This is a genomic window from Rhizobium sp. BK491 (assembly GCF_014194925.1).
In the GTDB taxonomy this organism is placed as follows: domain Bacteria; phylum Pseudomonadota; class Alphaproteobacteria; order Rhizobiales; family Rhizobiaceae; genus Rhizobium.
This window is the reverse complement of record NZ_JACIAR010000004.1, coordinates 260,417-280,915: the sequence shown is the minus strand read 5'-3', so window position 1 is coordinate 280,915 and position 20,499 is coordinate 260,417. Positions and strand designations below refer to the sequence as shown.

Here is a 20,499-nt window from a genome sequence, read left to right as displayed (position 1 = left end):
CTCCCGATTCATCTATTTTTCGATTTATATCACAAGATTGCGGGAATCCAGGAAGATAAAACGACAGGAGTCTCCAATATCAGCCGCACAGGTGTCTACCTGCCCTCACGCAGAATGGCAGATGTTCTGGCGGCACCGCCGAGATCTATATCCGGGTTGCCTGGCTTGGGGCACGATAGCGCCGTCTTCACGGCGTCGACCAGCATATCCGTCGTCAATCCTGCCTCCGGCAGAGCCAAGGCCAGCCCCAATCTCTCCAGCCGTTCGGCCCTGACGGACTGCTCCGTCTCGCCGCCGGCGGTGAAAGGAACCAGAATGGCGCGGCAGCCGGCCACCAGAAGATCACCGACCGTATTATAACCTGCCTGCGAAATCGAAAGCTCGGCGCCACGCAAAAGGGAGGGAAAATCCTTGCGGAAGCGAACGAGCTCGACATTGCCAGGCGCATCCATGGCGAGATCGGCGTAATCCTGCTCCGGCAGGTTCGGCCCGGCGATCAAGAGCCAGCGGCGATCTCTCGCCACGCGGCTTGCCGCTTCCAACGAGGCGCGGATGAGATCACGCCCGACAGCACCGCCGCCGGCCGAAACGACGATGTCGAAGGTTTCGACCGGTTTCGGCGGCAAAGCGGGTGCGACAAGACCTGTATAGATGATCTTGTCGGCGATTGCCTCGGTCAGGGGAAAGGTCTCCTCCAGCCGGACAAAATGCGGATCGCCGTGAACGAGCACGCCATCGAAGTGATCCCGCAGGAGGCCGACCGTCTCTTCGTCGCGCCCCGGTTTCTTCTGCTGCTGCAAGATATCGCGCACCGAGGTGTAGAGCCTCGGCTTCGGATCGGCTTCAGAAATGGCATCGAGCAGCGGCAGGAGCTCGAAACGCATCTGCCTGCGGCCGAAGGGAAAGGCCTCGATAACAACGACATCGGGTGCAGCCTTCCGGAAGGCCTCGAGAAGAAGATCCCGCCGGCGGGACAGAAACTCTTCGCCGACCGGGTTGCCTGACTGATCGGCGAGGCCGGAAAAACCGGCGCTACTGGCAACCACGGCAGGCAATGTCACCGAGGTAACATCCGCGCCGGGAAATCCGTTGACCGGCACGCCGCCTGTGACCACCGTCACCTGGCAGCCGTCTTTCGCCAGCGCGCTGGCAATGCGGCTGGCCCGCGCCAGATGGCCAATACCGAGCAGATGCTGAACGTAGAAAAAGACCCGCAAGGGCAGGCTATGCGAGGCTGTCACGCGGATTTCCGCCATTGATCTTCTTTCTGCCATTGCGCCTCGAACAGCCCGGTCAGCTGCCGGATGCTGGCGTGATAGTCGAAATGCTCGCGCACCCGCCTTTCGGCCGCCTCACCCAGCCTGTGGCGCTGCGCGGGGTTGCGAATGGCGGATTCCAGCGCCACGGCAAGTGCCTGCGGGTCCTCCGGGGGAACAACGAGACCGTTCATACCATCTTCGAGTAGTTCGGGGACGCCGGAAATATTGGTGGAGACGCAGACAAGACGCTGGCTCGAGGCCTCGACGAGCACGTTCGGCAGCCCGTCGCGATCGCCGTCGGCGGCCACTCGACAGGCGAGCGCGAAGATATCGGCCTGACGATAATGGGCGAGCACCTCTTCCTGTGCCAACGCGCCCTTCCAGGTGATGCGATCGGCAATCCCGAGCGTATCGGCCAAGGCTTTCAATTTCGTCAGACCGTCACCGCCGCCGATATGAGAGAAACGCCAGTTGAGGTCGTCGGGAAGCAATGCCAGCGCCTTCAGCAGCACGTCGTATCCCTTCTTCTCGACTGCACGACCGACACTGAGAAGGAAAGCGGGATCGGAAGCGTCGCTGCCATCGCGGCCAGAACGTTCGCCGGCGAAAGGATCGAAGCGATCGAGATCCAGACCGTGATAGCTCAGATAAACCTTGTCGCCCGCCCCGATCAGATCGTGCATATGCTCGAAACCGGTCCGCGTGCAGGTCACAGTCCAGCGGGCGCGGCCGAGTTTTTCCGAAAGCTCCCAGTCGGGCGACGTCCAGATGTCCTTGGCATGCGCCGAACACGTCCAGGGGATACCGGTCATGATGCTGGCATAGGATGTTACCGAGGCCGGCGTGTGGATAAAGTGCGCATGCAGCCATTCACCGCCGTCAGGCCATTCATGCGCCAGCACCAAGGCCTGACCGAAACGCCGCACTCGGTTCGGTGTGATATCCCGTTTGAGATCGGCCCAGAACTGCTTCAGGAGCGGCTTGAACCCGGGCTTGCCGATGCCGGCAAAGAAGGCGCGAAGCACTCTCAGCGGTTCGTCGTGCAGATATTCCGGCAGATAGACGACGCGCGCCTTGATCTCGTCATGGACAGGATGGCGCTTCTTATCAGTGGGTTTGCGCATCGAGATCAGCGTCAGGTCGAAGCCAGCCTTCTCCAGGCCGAGCAACTCCTGCGCGATGAAGGTTTCCGACAGGCGGGGATAGCCTTTCAGGACCACCAGTATTTTCTTCCGCATCGACAGGTTCCGGTGATCTACTCGGCAACGATCGATAGCGGCGTGTAGCGCTCGCGGTCATCGAACCATTCGCCGATGGTGTGCGAGATGTGCACGAGCCCCTCGAGGCGCATATTGCTGTTGCTCGCCGAGGGCGGCGCCCGGTTCGGCAGGCGCTTCAAGGCAGCTGCAAGCTGCTTCGGGTCGGCCGATTCTTCCGGCAGCAGCATGTCGACGAGGCCGAGCTCGCTTGCCCGCTGCGCGCGGATGAGCTGCTCCTCGCGTGGCCGCGTGCGCGGAATGATCAGCGCCGGCTTGTCGAAGGACAGAATTTCGCAGTAGGTGTTGTAACCACCCATAGCCACGACCGCCTTGGCACCGGCAATCAGCTCTTCCATCTTGTTGTCGAACTCGATGACCTGCAGACAGTTGATCTTGCTGGCGCGCTCCAAAAGCTGGCTGCGCTCCTTGGCCGGCATATAGGGGCCAAGCACGATCAACGTCTTCTGCGTGAGAGAACTGTCCTCCTCGAAAGCGGCGATGACGTCGCTCACGAGATCGGCGCCGTCGCCGCCGCCGCCTGTTGTCACCAGGATATAATCCTCGTCAGGCACATGTTCCGACTTCGTGCCCAGCGTGGAGACGCTGCGCTGCAGGAAGCCGACGAATTCCATCTTCCGGCGCACGCCGGAGGGAACATCGAGGCCGACGAGCGGATCGTGAAAATCCGGCGGACCATAGACCCAGACGCGATCGTAGAATTGATCGATCTTCTGCAGGACGTTGTTCTTCTTCCATTCGGCTTCCAGCAGGTGTGGCGCATCCATCACATCGCGCATGCCGAGAACAAGCGTGGTGCCCCGCGCCTTCAGATAGGTAAGCGTCTCTTCGACCTCGCCTTTCAGCCCCAACGGCTCCTTGTCGACAATGAAAACGTCGGGCTGGAAGGTTTCGGCCGTATGGCGAATGATCGATTGCCGCATCTTCAGCGTTTCCTGCAGCGCGACATGGCTCGCCATAGACGTGTATTCACCGTCGCGCAGCTTGATGACGCTCGGCACTTTGACGAAATCGACACGGGCGCGATAATCGAATGCCCCGGCGATCGTTGCGCCGGATATGATCAGCACGTTCAGGCCGCGATAGTCCTCAACAAGCGCATGGGCAATCGTTCTGCACCGCCTCAGATGGCCGAGACCGAACGTGTCATGGCTATACATGAGGATTCGAGCATCTTCTAAGCGCCGCTTCATAGGCAAAACCTCTGGGGGTGAAAGTTATACGCGGTATGTCGACAAAGGACATCCGCGGGCCGCTTCTCGAATTGCAATCCTGTCTTCGCCGTTCACCCTGCTATTTGTAGGGATCGGCGGCATCGCGCAAGCCGTCTCCTAAAAAGTTGAACGCCAGAATGATCAAAATCACCGGGATCATAGGAAAAAGGAGCCATGGATAGAAGGCGATGACGCTGACGCTCCTTGCCTCGGTCAGCAAAATACCCCAGCTCGTGATTGGCGGTCGAAGCCCCAACCCAAGGAAGCTAAGTGCGGTTTCGCCGAGAATCATGCTCGGAACGGAGATCGTTGCCGAAGCAATGAGATGCGACATGAAGCCGGGAACGAGATGCCGGCCGATGATGCGCGGCGTGCTGGCGCCCATCAATTGCGCAGCGAGAACATAATCCTCCTCGCGCAAGGACAAAAGCTTAGAGCGCACGGCGCGCGCAAGACCGGTCCAGTCGAGAATGCCGAGAATGATGGTGATACCGAAATAGACAATGATCGGGCTCCAGCTCACGGGCATGATCGCCGCCAGCGCCATCCACAACGGCAGGCTCGGTAGCGATTGCAGCACCTCGATCACGCGCTGGACGAGGAGATCGAAGAGGCCGCCGTGATAGCCCGCCAGACCGCCGATGACGATGCCGAGCACGAAGCTGACCGCAATGCCGATCAGCCCGATGGTCAGGGATATGCGTGCGCCATAGATGATGCGCGACAGCACGTCGCGGCCCAAACGGTCCGTCCCAAGCAGGTACATTTGTCCGCCGACCGCAGGACAGACCAGATGGACGTTCGAATCCACCAGGCCCCAGAAGCGATAGGCGTCGCCCCGACAGAAGAAGCGGATCGGCTGTACATCCGAGGGATTATCGGTATAGACCCGGCGGAGCGTATCAATATCGAGCGTCATCTTGCGGCCGTACACAAACGGTCCGACAAACTCTCCGTTGTTGAAGAAGTGCACCGCCTGCGGCGGCGAATGGATGTAATCGACGTTGCGGGTATGCAGCCCGTAGGGGGCGAGGAACTCGGCAATGACGATCATGCCGTAGGCCAGCAGCAGGAAAATGCCTGATGCAAGCGCAAGCTTGTGCTTCTTGAACTTCCACCACATCAGCTTCTTTTGCGAAGCCATATAATAGCGCTGCTGGCCGGCCGACATGGCCTCGAACTGATCCGGATCGAAATCCGCGCTCGAGACATAATGCTCCAGGGGGGCGCCGGGTTTTGGCAGGGATACGCTCACTTTGTGCTCCTGCCTTGCAAGCGGATGCGGGGGTCGAGAAAGCCAAGAGCGATGTCCGAGATCAGCACGCCGATGACGTTGAGGAAGGCGAGGAACATCAAGAACGAGCCGGCGAGATACATGTCCTGGCTCTGCAGTGCGCGGATCAACATCGGACCGGTCGTCTCCAGCGACAGTACGATTGCCGTGATCTCGGCGCCCGAAATGATCGACGGCAGGATGGAGCCAATATCGGCAACGAAAAAGTTCAGCGCCATGCGCAGCGGATATTTCACCAGCGCCTTCAGGGGATGCAGCCCCTTGGCCCGCGCAGTGACGACATATTGCTTCTGCATCTCGTCGAGCAGATTGGCGCGGAGGCGGCGGATCATGCCGGCCGTTCCGGCTGTGCCGACGATGATGACCGGGATCCAAAGGTGCGACAGGATCGAACGCGCCTTTTCCCAGCTCATCGGTTGCGAAAGATACTTTTGATCCATCAGATGCCCGATCGACACGCCGAACCAGACATTGGCGAAATACATCAGGATCAGTGCCAGCATGAAATTCGGAATGGCAATACCGAGCAGACCGAGGAAAGTCAGGCCGTAATCGCCCCAGCTATATTGATGGGTTGCCGAATAGATGCCGATCGGAAAAGCGATTAGCCAGGTCAAAAGGATTGTTGTCATCGACACGAGGATTGTCAGCCAGAGCCGGTCGCCGACGACATCGGATACCGGGAGCTGATATTCGAAGGAATAGCCGAAATCGCCATGCAGCATGCCCCCGGCCCAGTGCAGGTATTGAAGCGGCAACGGCTGGTCGAGCCCGTATTCGTGGCGAAGATTCTCCATATCCTGGAGATTGGCGGTGTCTCCCTGAGCGCGCAGTTCGGCGATCTGGCTGTCGAAGAAGTCTCCCGGCGGCAGCTGGATGATGGTGAAGACCAACATGGAGATGATGACCAGGGTCGGGATCATCACGGCGGTGCGCCAGAGGATATATTTAAGCATTCCGGCGATCCTCCTTCATCCAGAAGGTGTCCGGCATGTACACGCCGAGCAGGCAGGTCGGGTCGAAGCCGTACAACGCCTTTTCCGGTACATTCTGCATGCTGGCCGAATGCGCGATCGGCTGCAAAGTCGCGTTGACCAGACCGATGGAGAAGACTTGATCCGTATAGACCTTCAGCATCTTGTGCCAGATTTCGGCACGCTCGAAGGAGGAGGCGGCCTCTTCCCATTCGCCCAGCAGCTTGATCAGCTCGACGGCTTCCGGCACATCGGGAGCCACCCCCTGCGTCTGGCGCGAAAGATAATACATGCCCCAAAGCGGCCATTGCATCTGGTCGCTGGTCGTCGGCGCCAATTCGCCCGGATTCATGTCGGCCGTCGCCACGCCATTATCGAGGCCGTACCATAACGACATCAAAATGCGGCCGCCCATGGCGCGACTGCGGAAAACATCACGTTGGGATACGCGGATGAAAAGCGCGATGCCAATCTTGCGCCAGTGATCGGTCACCAACTCGAGCACGTCGGAATCGAGCGTACTTTCGCCAGGGGTCTCAACGGTAATCTCCATTCGCCGACCATCCGACAGCAAACGGACACCGTCTTCGTCCCGCTTGTCCAGGCCGACAGCATCCAACAGAGCGTTGGCCTGATCCGGATCGTGCTCGATCCAGGCGGAGGCATATTCAGGTTTGAAAAGCGGGCTGTCGGGCAACACCGTGTTGGCGCTTGCCGTGCCGAGACCGTAGAACACGGCCATGTTGATCTCGTGACGATCGATCGCAAGCGACAGCGCTCTGCGCACCCGAACATCGCGCAAGAGATCGCGCCAGACTGCATCGGCGCTATTCAGATTGGGGTACAGCGCAACGCGCGATCCGCGCGCCGCCTTCCAGAGATCGACCTTGATCTTGCTCGGATCGCGCCTTTCCGCCTCCTTCAGGAACGTATAGTCGTTGAAGTCTATGCCGGTCGCTTGAAGATCGCTTTCCCCCGCGCCGGTTTTGGCAGCGATGATCGCCGAAGAACTGATGTTCAGGATCATGCGGTCGATATAGGGCAGCTGCCGCCCGTTCTCGTCAACGCGATGGAAATAGGGGTTGCGTTCGAATACGAACTGCTCGGCCGGCGGCGCTGTCGTGTTTTTCCATGGGTCGAGTACCGGCAGTTTGGGATTTTCAGGCCTGTAGGAGCGACCCATCTTGATATGCAGATCCTGCCATTTCTTCACGCGGCTTTCCTTCATCAGCGAGGAAAGGCGAATGCTGTCCTGGTATTTCTTATGGAACTGCTTGAGATAATGTGCCGGCCCGGCTATGACGAGCGGCTGCGGGGCAGCCAGGATCGGCAAGAAATTCGGGTTGGGATCATCCCAGGAATAGCGCACCGTCAAGTCGTCGAGCAACTCGAAACGCGGCAGGCTACCGTGCGGGCGGAGCTCCAAAGCACCTCCACCGGGCGTTAGCTCCTTGTTGAGGATAACGTCTTCCCACCAATACCGGAAGTCATGGGCCGTAAACGGCTCTCCGTCGGACCATTTATGGCCCTCGCGCAGCTTGAAGGTGAACACCATATCGTTGACGGTGGAAAAGGATTCGAGAATATCCGGCTGAAGCGTCAGCGTGCTGTCGTAGCCAACCAGGCGGGCATAGCCATAGATGGTCATGAGGCGGATGTCGTTCTGGCTGCCGATGAGCGTGCGTACGGAGCCACCGTAACGGCCCGCCACGCGGCCCATGGCCGCGACGTTGATGACACGGGGGAACTTCGGCAGGCGTTTGGCGAGGTGCGGCATCTGGCCGGCCCTCAGCCAATCGGCGAGGTATTCCGGCTCATTGTCGACATCAGCCGCCAGAAGAGGCTGCGGCAAAACTGCGGAAGCCATCAGGCCAAGGAACGTACGCCGGCCGATCATTTGCGCAACTCCTGGGCATCGACACCCCGGCGCACGCGCACGAAATGTCCGCCGCCCAAATCCGCATAGGTAAGCTCGCCGTCGGCACCGTCCGAAAACTGCGGCCCCCATTTCTGCCGGGCAGCAGGGCCTTCGCTGTTCAGGGCGGAAAAATCCAGCGGTCGGTCGAGATCGGGAAACGGAACGGCGGCGAGCAGAGAACGCGTATACGGATGGACGGGGGCGCGCAGAATGACCTCCCGCGGAGCGATTTCGACGATGCGTCCTCGCGCCATGACGGCTATGCGGTCAGCCATGTAATCCACCACTGCGAGATTATGCGAAATGAACAGATAGGTCAGACCGAGCTCTTTCTGCAGATCCTTGAGAAGGTTCAGGATCTGCGCCTGAACCGACACATCGAGCGCCGAGACGGGCTCATCGAGGATCAGAAGCTTTGGTCCAAGCGCCAACGCGCGCGCAATTCCGATACGCTGCCGCTGGCCACCTGAAAAGCTGTGCGGATAGCGGCTCAGATAGTGCTTGTCGAGCCCGATCGCCTGCATCAGCGCCTTGACTTTCTCCTTGCGCTCGTCGCTGTCGCCACGCCCATGGATTTCCAAGGGTTCGCTGAGGATGTTGCGGATGGTCATGCGCGGAGAAAGCGAAGAGACCGGATCCTGGAACACCATCTGAATCTTCGTGCGCAGATCCATCAATTCGTCGCCCTTGACGGCAAGCACATCGATCTTGCCGCTGCCGTCGTCGAAGCTGACAGAACCGCTATCGGCAGTGACACCCCGCATCAGTATCTTGCTGACGGTGGTCTTGCCGCAGCCGCTTTCCCCGACCAGGCCAAGACATTCGCCGCGGCGAATATCGAAACTGACATCATCGACCGCACGGAACTTTGTGCCATCGCGCCGCCCAAACAGTCCGCCGGCCTTCGACGTGTAGGTCTTGGTCAGATTGCGCACACTGAGCAGGACATCGGGCGCGGCGCCCGCAGCCGGCACGCCGCTGCCGATAAGCTTCTTCTTGCCGGAAAAGGTGCCGAGATTGACCGGAACGTCCCGCAGGGACTTCAATCGCTCTCCCGGCTTCATATCGAAATGCGGCACCGCCGACATCAGCGCCTTCAGATAGCGATGCTGCGGCTGGCGAAAGATCGTCTCGACCGGGCCTGCTTCCATGATCTCGCCGTGATAGATGACCACGACTTCGTCGGCCATATTCGCGACAACACCGAGATCATGGGTGATCAGCAGCATCGCCATGTTGAACGTCTGCTGGAGATTGCGCAGCAGGCCGAGGATCTGCGCCTGAATGGTGACATCCAACGCGGTCGTCGGCTCGTCGGCAATCAGGAGCGCCGGGTTGCAGATCAGCGCCATGGCGATCATTGCACGCTGGCGCATGCCCCCGGAAAGCTCGAAAGGATACATGTCGAAAGTTCGAACCGGGTCCTGAAAGCCGACGAGATGCAGCATCTCTTCCGTCTTTTCACGCTGCTCGGCTCTGCTGGTACCTGCGCTATGAATGCGCAGCGCTTCGCTGATCTGGTTGCCGACCGTATGCAACGGCGACAGCGAGGTCATCGGCTCCTGGAAGATCTTTGCCATGCGTGCGCCGCGCAGCGCGCGGATAGCGACCCCGTCACGCGGCAGCTGGAGAATATCGGTGGTCTTGCCGTCGAGCGGATCGGTGAAGAGAATCCGTCCGGTCGCCTTCGCCGCCGCCGGAAGAATGCCCATGATCGACTGGCTGATGATCGATTTGCCGGAGCCGGATTCGCCGACGAGCGCCGTAACCTTGCCTGGAAGCACTCTCAAGCCGGCATTTTTGACGACGCGCAGACTATCCCCGTAGAGGGAAAACGAGACGTCTAGGTTCTCGATACGCAGTAGATCAGTCCCTGACGCCATACATATTACTTCCCGCTCACATGACCTTTGTGGCCTTATGCGGCACACTAACGTAGGCCATAACGGGTGTCTAGCTGGTCAAAGCAATGCGGAGACTGTAAAAAAACTGTCGCCTTTCCAGTGATATATCGGCTTATGCTGAAGCGTAAGGCATGTGCCGTCACGGAGCGAGGTTTTCGACTTGAAGACGGCCCTCGAACTTCTTGGCATCCCTGTGCAAGAGAATAACCTGTTCGGCCTCGGAGAGGCCGTCGGCCGCCGTCTCCTGAAAGATCTCCAGCGCGCTGCTGGCTGCTGCCGCGGCCTTCGGAGAGACGACTGTGAAGCGCTGGCGCACGCCGCGAAGCTTTTCTTCTCCCAGCGTCCCCCATTCGCAATCGGTGTAACTTGAGAAAGCCTGGCTCGCGACGACCTCCGTCGAATATTTCTTGGTCAGCGACTGCAGCCTCTCGACCTCGTTGACCGCCGCGCCAAAGGCCGAAAAGGTCAGCCGGTCCTTCAATCCGACATTGCCGAACATGACGTTGCCGACATGCAGGCCGATCCCGTAGCGCACCTCGCTCAGATTACGCGACTGGCGATCGCTGTTGAGCGCGGCAACGCGGCGCTGCGCCTCGAAAACAGCCGACAGCGCGGCTTCGCACGCGACCTTGGACGGGTCCTTGTGCCGGCCGCACGGATAGACCGCCAGAAAACCGTCGCCGAGAAAGCTCAAGATCTCGCCGCCATTGCGATTGAAAGGCGCAGCAATCGCATCGAAGAATTCGTTCAGCGTATCGATATAGGCTTGTCGCCCTTCCTTTTCGGCAAAAACTGTGGATTGCCGCATGTCGCCCATGACGAGCGCTGCTCGGATCGTCTCTCCATCGCCGCGGCGGATTTGGCCGTTCAGCACGCGCTTCCCGGCATCGCCGCCGAGATAGGTGGTCAGCATATTGTTGGCGAGCTTGCCGAGAACCGCCATCTTGGCGGCCATGGCGAGATGGTTCTGCATGCGCATCAACGCGCCGATCATATCCTCGCTGAAACCACCGATGTTGTCGGTGGACCAGGAGCCCATCATGCCCTGCATCGAACCGGCCCCGAATGTCTGCACGAAGGCCATGTAGTCGGTCACCTTCTCCTTGCGCAGGTCCTCGAAGATCGGAAACTCGACCGCGCCGTCACTGTCGATCCGGCGACGCAGGTGCTGAAGATTGTTGGAGAGAAGATAATAATAGGGGCTGCGCATGAAGCGTTCCGGCTGTTCGTTCCCGTGCCGGTAGCCCTCGATCGTCAGACCGCCACCCCGACGCCAAGTAAAACCGAGCGCGTCATAGAGCGGATGAAGCATGGAGAAGGTGAGATGCACGCGCTTGAGCGGCATCCCGGTGGCGGCCATGCGTTCGCAGAAACCGCGAACGACGGTTTCCAGGTTCTCGCCCGTTAGGGCGGCCTGCGTCAGCCATTCCGCAACTTTATCGATAAGAATATCAGAGACACCCGAATTGATTGCCATTATTCCCGCGGCCTATTCTGCAATGCTGGATGCCTCCACCCGCCTATGGCGTACCGTCGATTTCGCCAGCATCCATATCCGGGACTGCCAGCCCATCGTCAAAGACTGAAAGAAGCATCATGCGATGGCACCGACACGTTCCATTGCCACCTTGGATCGTGCAGGCACCCGAAATATCGACTGTATTTCCTCACACCCCGCACGTGAAATGCGGCAAAAGGACAGCCGCCGCAACCAACGACTCTCGTTTTGTTCTCATTGAGATAAGGCGCATATTCAACTGACACAATGGGCAAAAAGCAAATGGATCGATAAAATTGCGACTGCAGCCCTGCGCGTTGCAGATGAAATTATTCGCCCGCGGCAAGCGCGGGCGGCCGCTTTCCCCGCAACGCCATGGCTGCCATCGCATACCCCCCGCTCGCCCCATCGATGAAGTGCATATGGTCGCGCATGAGAGGCGTCGGAACGAAACAGGTCATCAGCGCACTGTCCTGCCGATGCAGACCGAAGCGACACACGCCTTCTGCCTCTGCCTGGCGTAAGCGTGCCTCGATACGTTCGAGATGTTCGGCATCGACATCGATGGTCATTTTCAGACCGTCATCGAACTTGCGGAAATCGGAATTCGCAGCGAGATCGCGCCGATAGGCCTTAGCATCGAAGAATGCTGCCCTCACGCGGAACTTGTCGAGGCTCCAGAGCAGGATGACCTGGGCGTCGATAAGAAGCTTGCGCCACCAACGGTTGGCCGGAGCGGCAAGAGCCCGGGCTTCGATATCGACACCATCGAACTTCAATGCTGGCGTCGGGCCTTCCACCGGTACGGGGTGGCTGTCGCGGCTCTGCTCTGCAGAGATGGCGATGATATCGGCGACCAATTGCTGAAACTGCGGACCGTTTCCAGCCTCGCCGGGGATGGCGATGATGGAGATGATCTCGCCATTTTGCGCCTTTATCGGATTCCAGCGGCAGGAAAGCCCTGTTAGATCGGGCTCCGCCTTTTCCGGCGGCGCTTCGACGATGAAGCGTCCTTCCTTCATCTGCCGTTCTGCCCAGCTCGTGCCGCCGCCCGAAAACATGGCGTAGGAAACATGGTCGTTTGGGTTAAAACGCGCGACCTGCACGTCGAACCCCTCGTCGCGGATGGCGGTCATCGGCACCAAGGCGGTGCGGAGATCGAGCTGCAGCTCTTCCATCACCCAGCCCCGCACCGCTGAAAGCGCCTGCCGCGCCCGCTCCTCGCCGGAGGGCGGGACTGCCACCAATGCGCCATCCCCGCCGAAGGCGAAGGGATAATCACCTCGATCCAAAGCGTTCAGCACGGCGGAAATCACGCTGGCGCCGGCCATGTTGACCGACTTGTAATGACCCGCGGCAATCGCCTTTGTCGAGCTGACGATGTCGGCGATCGCAATCAACCAGTCACCCGGCAGGGGCTGGTAGTTGGCGCTGTCGGTCACTCCCTCGAAACGAGTGAAGCCCGAAAGCTTGTGGAAGAAATCATCGTTGGACGGCTCGGCCATGATATCCTCCTTTGGTGCGCGCCGCGACAATCTATCCCTACAGCAAATGCCTCGAAAAGCCAGCGGGTGGTCGACGCCAGGATGCCCGCCGTGCTAGGCCCACGGCGGGAGAGGCATAGAACGCCAAGGATATTTCAAATACGATGAGCCGCCTGGATAGTTTCATTCGCCGCCTCAGCGCGCAACGCGACATTCTCAATGCCGTTGCCGATGAGGTGAGGACGCTCCACGGCCCGGTGCTGGAGCTTGGCCTCGGCAACGGCCGCACATTCGATCATCTGCGCGAACTCTTCCCCGATCATCGCATCGTCGCATTCGACCGGACGGTCAATGCCTATGGTCCTTCCATGCCGTCGGCCGAAAACCTTGTTCTCGGTGAGATCAAGGACACGGCGAGAACTTTCATTGGCGCCAACGCCTCGCTCGCCCATGCCGATATCGGCACCGGCTATGAAGACAAGGATGCGATAACATTGACCTGGCTGCCGGAAATCATGGCTGGCGTGCTGGCACCGGGCGGGCTTGCGATCAGCGGCCTCCCCCTCGACCATCCGGATCTCGCTGTGCTGCCGCTGCCCTCGAGCGTCAAGGACGGGCGCTATTTCATCTATCGGCGCAGATAGGTTCAGCGCAGGAAAAGAACATCGAACTGTTCGCCCGCCACCGGCAGTTCGACCACCTTCATGATCCGCTCGCCGCTTTCGAAGAAAGCGAGACATTCGCTATAGTGCCGGGCAAGATCGGTGATGAAGTCTTTGGTCTGATCCTTGCCGTAGAAGGCCGGGGTGAATTCCATATAAAGCGGCACTTTTCGAGCCATCAATGCGCCCATCGAACGGCAGGCAACCGGCTCGTACCCCTCGATGTCCATCCAGATCAGTCCGATATCGGCGGGATCGACGCCTGCCTGCAGGAGAATATCGCCAACCGGACGGACGGGGACCGAGATCTTCTCGTCGGTCGGGCTTTGCCGCAGCACGCTGCTTTTGCCATGGTTCTTGTGATTGAGATAGAAATCGAGCTGCCCCTCGCGATCGCCGGCGGCACAATTGACCGCACTCACCATTTCCTGCAGGCCATTATCGGCAATATTGACTGCCAGCAGGCGAAAATTGCGCGGGTCCGGCTCGACGCTGACTATGCGGTCATAGGCACCGCTGAGGGCAAAATAGCAGGTCTGCGTGCCGATATTGCCGCCAAGTTCCAGGAGCGCCGATCCCTTGCGCAACAGGCCGTGCTCGCGCAGGACGCTCAGCAGGCGATCGACATGGTCGCGCTCGAAATGCCCTTTGCGAAAAACCTTGCGGCCGATGTAGTCGGCCGGCGAGAAACTGAGGACGTGATCGCCGCAATCGACGGTCATCGCCTTCACGCGGGGACCTATGGCACTGATAAGAATATCCCGGCCGAGCCTGGTGTCGAACAGGCGCGTGGCGATCGCGTCCCGCTTGCGGCGAAAAGCTCGCTTCCAGTATTTTCTTGTGAGAATCTTGGCGTCAAACATGAGCGCCATCTCTACACCGGCGCCATTCCGTTGCAAACGGACAAGGGCGACGCCGCCGCCACTCTCCGAAAATCAGGCAAAATGGGCGCTCGCCTCTTTCGAAACGATATAGACCCGCAAGGGCTCACCCCGGCCTCTGACAGCAATCTCGCGGCTTTCGGTGTCGGCGATATCGGTTTCCGAAAGCTGCGCCACCGGCTCCGAAAAGACCAACGCGGCGTTGAATTCCTTGGCGACGCTTTCCAGACGGCTGGCAACATTGACGGTATCGCCAATTGCCGTCACGTTCTTGACGCTGCCATAGCCCATCGATCCCACGACGGCGAGGCCGGTGTGGATGCCGATGGCGATTTCGAGCGGGGCAGCCAAGTCATCAGCCAGCTCGGCACTGAGCTTGTCGATCTCGCGGATGATTGCGGCGGCCGCCTTCAGGGCCTGACGATTGGCCTCCTTCGGGGTTGCGCGAAGGCCGAAGAGCGCCATGGCGCCATCGCCGATGAACTTATCCATCCGGCCACCATTTTCTTCGATGATGCGGCCAACGATGGCGAAATAGCGGTTGAGCAGGAAAACGATGTCGAAGGGTAGCCGCGATTCCGTTAGCGAGGTGAAATGGCGTAGATCGCAGAAGAAGACGACGATCTCGCGCTCGCGGCCGGGACTTGCGGCCTGCGTGTAGACCGGGATCGTCGACTCGGCCATCGGCGTCAGCAGCGGCACCACGCTGACATTGCCGGTCGGACGCAGCTGGCAGGCAAGCCTGACATCCGGTGTGGCGCCGATACGGTTCAAGGTCTTCTGCTCCAACGGCTCGGGCGGCGGCAGGTTTTCCGCCCCCTCGACGATCTGCACGCGGCAGGTGGAGCATTGCCCCTTGCCTCCACAGACCGAATAATGCGGGATGCCGCCGAGACGGCTTGCCTCAAGCACGGTAAAGCCGCGCGGTGCATGCACGACTTCCCCGCCTGCGTAACGAACGGCGACCTGATATTGCCGTTCTCGCAGTCTGCGATGCGCTCGGAAGGCAAAAAGAACGGCGATCGACAGACTGAAGGCGCCATAGAATCCGGCGCGGTAAGGCCACAAGTCTTCCGCCATCCTACCGCCGGGCGCCGAGCCTGTTTCGCCAAAGCTTCGTACGTCGCTGTAATAGCCGCCTGGATAGCCGCGCTCATCCTCCTGGGCGACCTCATGCGCCACCGTCTTGCCCATTGCGGCAAAGCCGAGCAAAGCGAGAATCGGCAGGACGATGGCAAGCGACAGCATGACGGGCGCGATCGTCATATACCAGGGGCGGTAGCGCAGCCAGAAATGAACGCCGATGCATCCGTGAAGCCAAACGATCAGGAGGACGAACGACTGGCGCATCCCATTGAACGGCGAAGTCACCCACAAGGTGCGCACGACCGCCTTATAGGTGTCGTGATAGCCGTAGACCTCATGAACGATGCGTGTCGCAACGATATGGTCGATCAGCAGGAGGGGCACCAGCAGACCGGTAACGATCTGAAAAGCCTCGCCGGCGGGCATGACGAGCGTCCTGCGCTTGTAGAGCATTCGCAGCACGAGCAGGATATGCAGGATCAGCGCCCCATAGAGCAGCACGGTTCCGAGCGGATTGCGCCAAACCACCATGAACCAATGTTGCGCATGTTCGGCCATGCCGAGTGAGATCAGGCCGAGGGAATGGTTGGCCAAATGCATGATGACGAAAGCAAAAACGATAAGACCCGAGCCGAGACGCAGCTTTCGCACAAGGCGATCGGTCATGATTGGCTTTCTTGCCTCTATGGTCATCAAACCCAATGTATATTGCCCGTTCACAACTGATCCGAAAACGGTTATCGCCTATTCATCTACAGCGCCGCGCGTCAAATATGACGCGCAAAGGTCGCTGTAGCACTTTTAACCTGCTGCATAATTTTATCCTCAAATCGATCCCGATTTAAGGAATTATGCAGTAGCCGCAACGCCGCATGCTGTCGAGGATGCGGCTTTTTGAAGCAGGGATCTTATTGTCACGCAACCGGTCGGAATTCGGGCAATCCTTTCACGATTCGGGTTCCTGCCATCACTTAATCGTCAACCGTGTGACGACATCATGAAAATCGCCTTTTACGCTCCCTTGAAGTCGCCTGCCCATCCGGTCCCATCCGGTGACCGGCTGATGGCGCGCCAGATCATCGCAGCATTGAAGATGGCGGGCCATCAGGTTGACGTCGCTTCCGAATTGCGCAGCTTTACGCCCACTCCGGACGCCGGCCCACGCGTGAAGATCGCCCGGCAGGCGAAAAGTGAGGAGGAGCAATTGCTGAAGCAGTGGCAGCATACGGCATCACCGGATCTATGGTTCACCTATCATCCCTATTACAAGACACCCGATCTCATCGGCCCGTTCGTCGCCGGGAGGCTTAATATCCCCTATGTCACGGCCGAGGCTTCCTACTCCCGCCGTCATGACGAGACCGGCTGGCACGAGAACCAGCGCCTGATTGCCGATGCGGTAAGGCTTGCCGCCGTCAATCTGTGCTTCACCGAGCGCGACCGGATCGGTTTGGCCGATGCAATTCCCGAGGGCCGTTACGAGCGCTTCCCGCCCTTCATCGACACCGCGCCCTTTGCACGCTCCTTCGCCGATCCGCGACGGCTGATTACGGTGGCGATGCTACGCAGGGGCGACAAGTTCGATAGCTACGTCATGCTGGCAAGTGCGCTCGATCTCATCCGCGATCAGGATTGGACCCTGACCGTCATCGGTGACGGGCCGATGCGCGGCGAGGTAACGTCGCTGTTCTCCGCATTTGGCGAAGACCGCATCATCTGGCGCGGAGAGCGTTCTACCGCAGAGATCGCGCAAGAGCTGGCGACAGCCGGTCTCTACGTCTGGCCAGGATGCAACGAAGCCTATGGCCTCGCCTATCTCGAGGCGCAGGCAGCGGGCCTGCCCGTCGTCGCGCAGGCAACGGCCGGTGTGCCGGAAGTGGTGATGGCGGGCATGACAGGACTTCTAACACAGGAAGGCGATATCGAGGCCTATGCCGGGGCTATCGCCGAGCTTTTGAACGACGCGAGCCGGCATCGGGCCATGGCAGACGCAGCCTATGACTTCGTGCATCAGGAGCGTTCACTGCCCGCCGCATCGAAGCGGCTGGAAACTATTCTTCGAAAATATCTGGGAGACACCTATTATGAGCGATAGAGCCGACTGGCAGCCCCTGCGCGACGAGCTGCAGCGATGGAGCGCGGCCGGGCGAAAGGCGAAGCTATGGTTCCGCGACGACGACGCCATCGAGCCGACCCCTCCCCTCGACCGGCTTCTATCGCTTGCCAATCGTTTCGACGTGCCTATCGCGCTTGCGATCATTCCGCAACCGACGGGCAAGGCACTCGCCGAACGGCTGGCGGGCGAAAGCCGCGTCACCGCCACCGTGCATGGCTGGACCCACCAGAACTATGCGCCTGACGATACCAAGAAGCAGGAACTCGGCCTGCACCGGCCGCAGGCGGTCGTGCTCGACGAGCTGCATCGCGGTTTCGATAAGCTCGAAGCTCTTTATGGCAAGCAGTTCGTACCGCTGCTGGTGCCGCCGTGGAACCGGATCGACGATGCGCTGCTGCCGCATCTCGCGCCCTTCGGCTATCGCGCCGTCTCCGTCTTCGGATTGGCAAAACAGGGCCCTATCGGCTTGATCAATACGCATATCGATATCATGAGATGGCACGGGGTGCGTGGCGGTTTATCACATGCCGAAGTGATCGGACGTCTCGTGGAAGAGCTCCGGATCCGCTTCGACGGTCACGACGAACCGATCGGGGTGATGACGCACCATCTCGTCCATGACGATCTCGCCTGGGATTTCGTCGAGACACTGTTCGAGGAAACGGCCGACCATGCCGCCATCGAATGGCGGCCAGTCGGCAACTTCGTATACTAAAGCGCATCGCGCTCAGCTAAGTTCCTGAGCAAGCCCGATGAGGAGCCCTTCAGGCCCGCGGATATAGCAGAGGCGATATGCGTTGCCATACTGGACGACTTCGCCGACGAGCTGCGCACCGCGCTTGCGGAGCCTTTCAAGCGTCTCGTCGATGTCGTCGACGGCGAACATAACCCGGAGGTAGCCCAAAGCGTTGACCGGTGCATTCCGGTGGTCCGCAACGACAGCCGGCGCGAGAAAGCGGGAAAGCTCGAGCCGGCTGTGCCCATCCGGTGTGCGCATCATGGCAATCTCGACGCGCTGATCGCCGAGCCCGGTGATACGCCCGGCCCACTCTCCCTCAATCGTCGCCTGCCCTTCGAGCTCAAGGCCAAGCTCGCCAAAGAAATCGATCGCGCCGGAGAGGTCTTCGACGACGATTCCGACATTGTCCATCCGTTTGACGGCCATGCTTGCAACCTCCCGAAAGTCGTTCCAGTCTACGGGGTGCTGCCCGGTCTAACAATGGGTGCTTGCGGCCAAACGTACGTCAGAGCTGCAGCGATTGTCCGTCAAAGGCGAAGAACGCTTCGGGGAAGCTCTTCTGCGCATCGTGCTGCATGTCATCCAGTTCTCGATCAGTTCGGCCAGGCGCATGATGGAACATGGCAAGCCGCTTGGCACCGGCCTTCTTGGCAAGCTTGATGCCCTCCTGCCATGTAGAATGGCCAAAACCGAGATATTTCTGCATCTCCGCTTCGAGATAGGTCGCATCGTAGATGGCAAGATCTGCATCCGCCATCAGTTCAAGCGCCGCCTCATCGAGTTTGCCTGCCACGTGCTCGGTGTCATAGACCATGGCGATCACCCGACCCGCCCATTCGATGCGATAGCCGATACAGCCGCCGGGATGGTTCAGCCTCGTCGTATGGATGACGATGCCCGGATGCGGCTTCAACGTATCGCCGGCGGCGAAATCGCGGAAATTCATCGTCGCACGACAGATGTCGGGTTCAACAGGAAACCATGGCGGCCGCATGAACTGGCCGATCAGCTGCCGCGTCGTCGTCTTGCCGGCCAGATGGCCCGACCAGAGATCGACGCTGACGCGCGGATCGTAGATCGCGTTGAAGAAAGGCAGCCCGATGATGTGGTCGTAGTGGGAGTGAGTGAAGAAGAGATCGATATCGTGGACCCCCTCCTTGGCAAGCGAACCGGCCGCTTCGCGCAAACCCGTTCCGGCGTCGAATAAGATATGCCTGCCCGCATGCCGTAATTCTATGCACGACGTATTACCGCCGTACCGCTCAAATTCCGGTCCCGATACAGGGATGCTTCCCCGCACGCCCCAAAATTTCAGCTCAAAACTATCGTTGTTCATGGAAGTTTTTACACCATTCCCCTTTCGGTCAAAAAAAGCACACTTTTGCTATCGTGCGAAGCCAGCAATTTCTAAAAGTCGTGCAGTGGTAAAAACTGGATCTCATCGGTCGGCCGACACAGATCGCTGAACGGATTGCCGCCAACGGATCGCACAGATCTAATATAGGTATGAAATGGCAGAATAGATAAGAGGCGGGAATTTGCGTGTGACGCCGGCGACCCAAATTATATTAGCGCTTAATGAAAAGCGAATCTTGGGTAGAGCCAAGAAGATTTGGGAGAAACTTGCGCGCCTTTATCTTACAGCGTCGCGGCCGACCGTGCGGCCTGTTCGTAATAGCCGGACAATGCCCTGAGATGCGAGGCGATATCGGAGAGGTCATCTTGCGAGAGACCCGATACTTTCGTCGCCTCGACAAGCAGCCGCTCGCGAATTTCGGTATAGCGCTTCAGCGCGTCCAGGCCCTTGTCGGTGACCCGGATAGTCTTTTCCTTGCCGGCCTTGCCGCTTTTGACAAGGCCTGCCGCCTCGAGCTTCTTGATGGCGTAATTGGCAACATGCGTGTCCTCGATGTCGAGGACGAGGCAGAGATCGGCAAGCGTTTTCGGCCGGTCGCGATGCCGCACGGAATGGATGATCAGGATCTCGATCGGCGAAAGGCCAGGTACGCCGGCCGCCGCCATGCAGCGCACCAGCCATCGATTGAAGGCATGCGAAAAGAGGATCGACCCATATTCCAGCTCCGACAGGGCCGGCGAGCTACCACCGGCCAGATGGGCCGACGATACGATCAATTCACGCCGTTCGCTATTTTCTTCGGACGTCACCTGAAACTCCTTCGAACCCGGATCAAG

Annotated in this window: 17 protein-coding genes; 3 read left to right on the top strand and 14 right to left on the bottom strand. The window is 59.5% G+C overall.

The window, feature by feature from the left end; genetic code table 11:
* Positions 1–95: 95 nt before the first annotated feature.
* The 9 genes from FHX05_RS19650 to FHX05_RS19610 all read right to left on the bottom strand — a co-directional run bounded on the left by FHX05_RS19650 (position 96) and on the right by FHX05_RS19610 (position 12,843).
* The gene (locus FHX05_RS19650) at positions 96–1,256 is read right to left on the bottom strand and encodes a glycosyltransferase (protein WP_183874462.1); all 1,161 of its coding nucleotides are present in this window, start codon (positions 1,254–1,256) and stop codon (positions 96–98) included.
* On the bottom strand, positions 1,238–2,503 hold the full coding sequence (locus FHX05_RS19645; RefSeq protein WP_183874460.1) for a glycosyltransferase family 4 protein: 1,266 nt from the start codon (positions 2,501–2,503) through the stop codon (positions 1,238–1,240). Before FHX05_RS19645 ends, FHX05_RS19650 begins: the two co-directional genes overlap by 19 nt.
* Before the next feature lie 11 nt (positions 2,504–2,514).
* Positions 2,515–3,729, bottom strand: coding sequence for a glycosyltransferase family protein (locus tag FHX05_RS19640; RefSeq protein ID WP_112335846.1), 1,215 nt, complete (start codon positions 3,727–3,729; stop codon positions 2,515–2,517).
* Positions 3,730–3,829: 100 nt separating this feature from the next.
* Entirely contained in the window at positions 3,830–5,005 is a 1,176-nt protein-coding gene (locus FHX05_RS19635) for an ABC transporter permease (protein WP_112335847.1), read from the bottom strand.
* A complete protein-coding gene (locus FHX05_RS19630; protein WP_015343453.1) occupies positions 5,002–6,000 on the bottom strand; it encodes an ABC transporter permease in 999 nt (332 codons plus the stop codon). The genes FHX05_RS19635 and FHX05_RS19630 overlap by 4 nt, the downstream gene beginning before the upstream one ends.
* Complete coding sequence (locus FHX05_RS19625; RefSeq protein WP_112608711.1) at positions 5,993–7,915, bottom strand: ABC transporter substrate-binding protein; 1,923 nt, start codon at positions 7,913–7,915, stop codon at positions 5,993–5,995. Before FHX05_RS19625 ends, FHX05_RS19630 begins: the two co-directional genes overlap by 8 nt.
* Positions 7,912–9,819, bottom strand: coding sequence for an ABC transporter ATP-binding protein (locus FHX05_RS19620; protein WP_183873950.1), 1,908 nt, complete (start codon positions 9,817–9,819; stop codon positions 7,912–7,914). Before FHX05_RS19620 ends, FHX05_RS19625 begins: the two co-directional genes overlap by 4 nt.
* Positions 9,820–9,979: 160 nt before the next feature.
* A complete protein-coding gene (locus FHX05_RS19615; RefSeq protein ID WP_183711483.1) occupies positions 9,980–11,317 on the bottom strand; it encodes an adenylate/guanylate cyclase domain-containing protein in 1,338 nt (445 codons plus the stop codon).
* A 350-nt stretch (positions 11,318–11,667) separates the two neighbouring features.
* Positions 11,668–12,843 carry a DUF3095 domain-containing protein gene (locus tag FHX05_RS19610; RefSeq protein WP_183873948.1) on the bottom strand — a complete coding sequence of 392 codons (1,176 nt, stop codon included), beginning with the start codon at positions 12,841–12,843 and terminating at the stop codon, positions 11,668–11,670.
* A 143-nt stretch (positions 12,844–12,986) separates the two neighbouring features.
* Between FHX05_RS19610 and FHX05_RS19605 the strand changes: the two genes are divergently transcribed.
* A complete protein-coding gene (locus tag FHX05_RS19605) occupies positions 12,987–13,466 on the top strand; it encodes a class I SAM-dependent methyltransferase (RefSeq protein WP_183873946.1) in 480 nt (159 codons plus the stop codon).
* A 2-nt stretch (positions 13,467–13,468) separates the two neighbouring features.
* On the opposite strand, the gene FHX05_RS19600 is transcribed toward FHX05_RS19605, so the two are convergent.
* Both FHX05_RS19600 and FHX05_RS19595 read right to left on the bottom strand, forming a co-directional pair.
* Positions 13,469–14,347 carry an FkbM family methyltransferase gene (locus tag FHX05_RS19600; RefSeq protein WP_183873944.1) on the bottom strand — a complete coding sequence of 293 codons (879 nt, stop codon included), beginning with the start codon at positions 14,345–14,347 and terminating at the stop codon, positions 13,469–13,471.
* A gap of 72 nt (positions 14,348–14,419) precedes the next feature.
* Positions 14,420–16,144, bottom strand: coding sequence for an adenylate/guanylate cyclase domain-containing protein (locus FHX05_RS19595; RefSeq protein ID WP_183711824.1), 1,725 nt, complete (start codon positions 16,142–16,144; stop codon positions 14,420–14,422).
* A 304-nt stretch (positions 16,145–16,448) separates the two neighbouring features.
* Here FHX05_RS19595 and FHX05_RS19590 point away from each other — a divergent pair, with 304 nt between their 5' ends.
* Together FHX05_RS19590 and FHX05_RS19585 are read left to right on the top strand one after the other, a co-directional pair.
* Positions 16,449–17,546 carry a glycosyltransferase family 4 protein gene (locus FHX05_RS19590; RefSeq protein WP_183873942.1) on the top strand — a complete coding sequence of 366 codons (1,098 nt, stop codon included), beginning with the start codon at positions 16,449–16,451 and terminating at the stop codon, positions 17,544–17,546.
* Positions 17,536–18,282 (top strand): polysaccharide deacetylase family protein, encoded by a 747-nt coding sequence (locus tag FHX05_RS19585; protein ID WP_183711473.1) that lies wholly within the window; start codon positions 17,536–17,538, stop codon positions 18,280–18,282. Before FHX05_RS19590 ends, FHX05_RS19585 begins: the two co-directional genes overlap by 11 nt.
* A gap of 12 nt (positions 18,283–18,294) precedes the next feature.
* On the opposite strand, the gene FHX05_RS19580 is transcribed toward FHX05_RS19585, so the two are convergent.
* The 3 genes from FHX05_RS19580 to FHX05_RS19570 all read right to left on the bottom strand — a co-directional run bounded on the left by FHX05_RS19580 (position 18,295) and on the right by FHX05_RS19570 (position 20,472).
* The gene (locus FHX05_RS19580) at positions 18,295–18,732 is read right to left on the bottom strand and encodes a VOC family protein (RefSeq protein ID WP_183873940.1); all 438 of its coding nucleotides are present in this window, start codon (positions 18,730–18,732) and stop codon (positions 18,295–18,297) included.
* A 79-nt stretch (positions 18,733–18,811) separates the two neighbouring features.
* A complete protein-coding gene (locus tag FHX05_RS19575; RefSeq protein ID WP_183873938.1) occupies positions 18,812–19,642 on the bottom strand; it encodes an MBL fold metallo-hydrolase in 831 nt (276 codons plus the stop codon).
* Between the two features lie 302 nt (positions 19,643–19,944).
* A complete protein-coding gene (locus tag FHX05_RS19570) occupies positions 19,945–20,472 on the bottom strand; it encodes a winged helix DNA-binding protein (RefSeq protein ID WP_183873936.1) in 528 nt (175 codons plus the stop codon).
* Positions 20,473–20,499: the final 27 nt, after the last annotated feature.

Coding starts and splice junctions, on each gene's coding strand:
- FHX05_RS19650 (WP_183874462.1), bottom strand. CDS start 1,256: ATGGCGGAAATCCGCGTGACAGCCTCGCATAGCCTGCCCTTGCGGGTC.
- FHX05_RS19640 (WP_112335846.1), bottom strand. CDS start 3,729: ATGAAGCGGCGCTTAGAAGATGCTCGAATCCTCATGTATAGCCATGAC.
- FHX05_RS19630 (WP_015343453.1), bottom strand. CDS start 6,000: ATGCTTAAATATATCCTCTGGCGCACCGCCGTGATGATCCCGACCCTG.
- FHX05_RS19625 (WP_112608711.1), bottom strand. CDS start 7,915: ATGATCGGCCGGCGTACGTTCCTTGGCCTGATGGCTTCCGCAGTTTTG.
- FHX05_RS19620 (WP_183873950.1), bottom strand. CDS start 9,819: ATGGCGTCAGGGACTGATCTACTGCGTATCGAGAACCTAGACGTCTCG.
- FHX05_RS19615 (WP_183711483.1), bottom strand. CDS start 11,317: ATGGCAATCAATTCGGGTGTCTCTGATATTCTTATCGATAAAGTTGCG.
- FHX05_RS19610 (WP_183873948.1), bottom strand. CDS start 12,843: ATGGCCGAGCCGTCCAACGATGATTTCTTCCACAAGCTTTCGGGCTTC.
- FHX05_RS19605 (WP_183873946.1), top strand. CDS start 12,987: ATGAGCCGCCTGGATAGTTTCATTCGCCGCCTCAGCGCGCAACGCGAC.
- FHX05_RS19600 (WP_183873944.1), bottom strand. CDS start 14,347: ATGTTTGACGCCAAGATTCTCACAAGAAAATACTGGAAGCGAGCTTTT.
- FHX05_RS19595 (WP_183711824.1), bottom strand. CDS start 16,144: ATGACCATAGAGGCAAGAAAGCCAATCATGACCGATCGCCTTGTGCGA.
- FHX05_RS19590 (WP_183873942.1), top strand. CDS start 16,449: ATGAAAATCGCCTTTTACGCTCCCTTGAAGTCGCCTGCCCATCCGGTC.
- FHX05_RS19585 (WP_183711473.1), top strand. CDS start 17,536: ATGAGCGATAGAGCCGACTGGCAGCCCCTGCGCGACGAGCTGCAGCGA.
- FHX05_RS19580 (WP_183873940.1), bottom strand. CDS start 18,732: ATGGCCGTCAAACGGATGGACAATGTCGGAATCGTCGTCGAAGACCTC.
- FHX05_RS19575 (WP_183873938.1), bottom strand. CDS start 19,642: ATGAACAACGATAGTTTTGAGCTGAAATTTTGGGGCGTGCGGGGAAGC.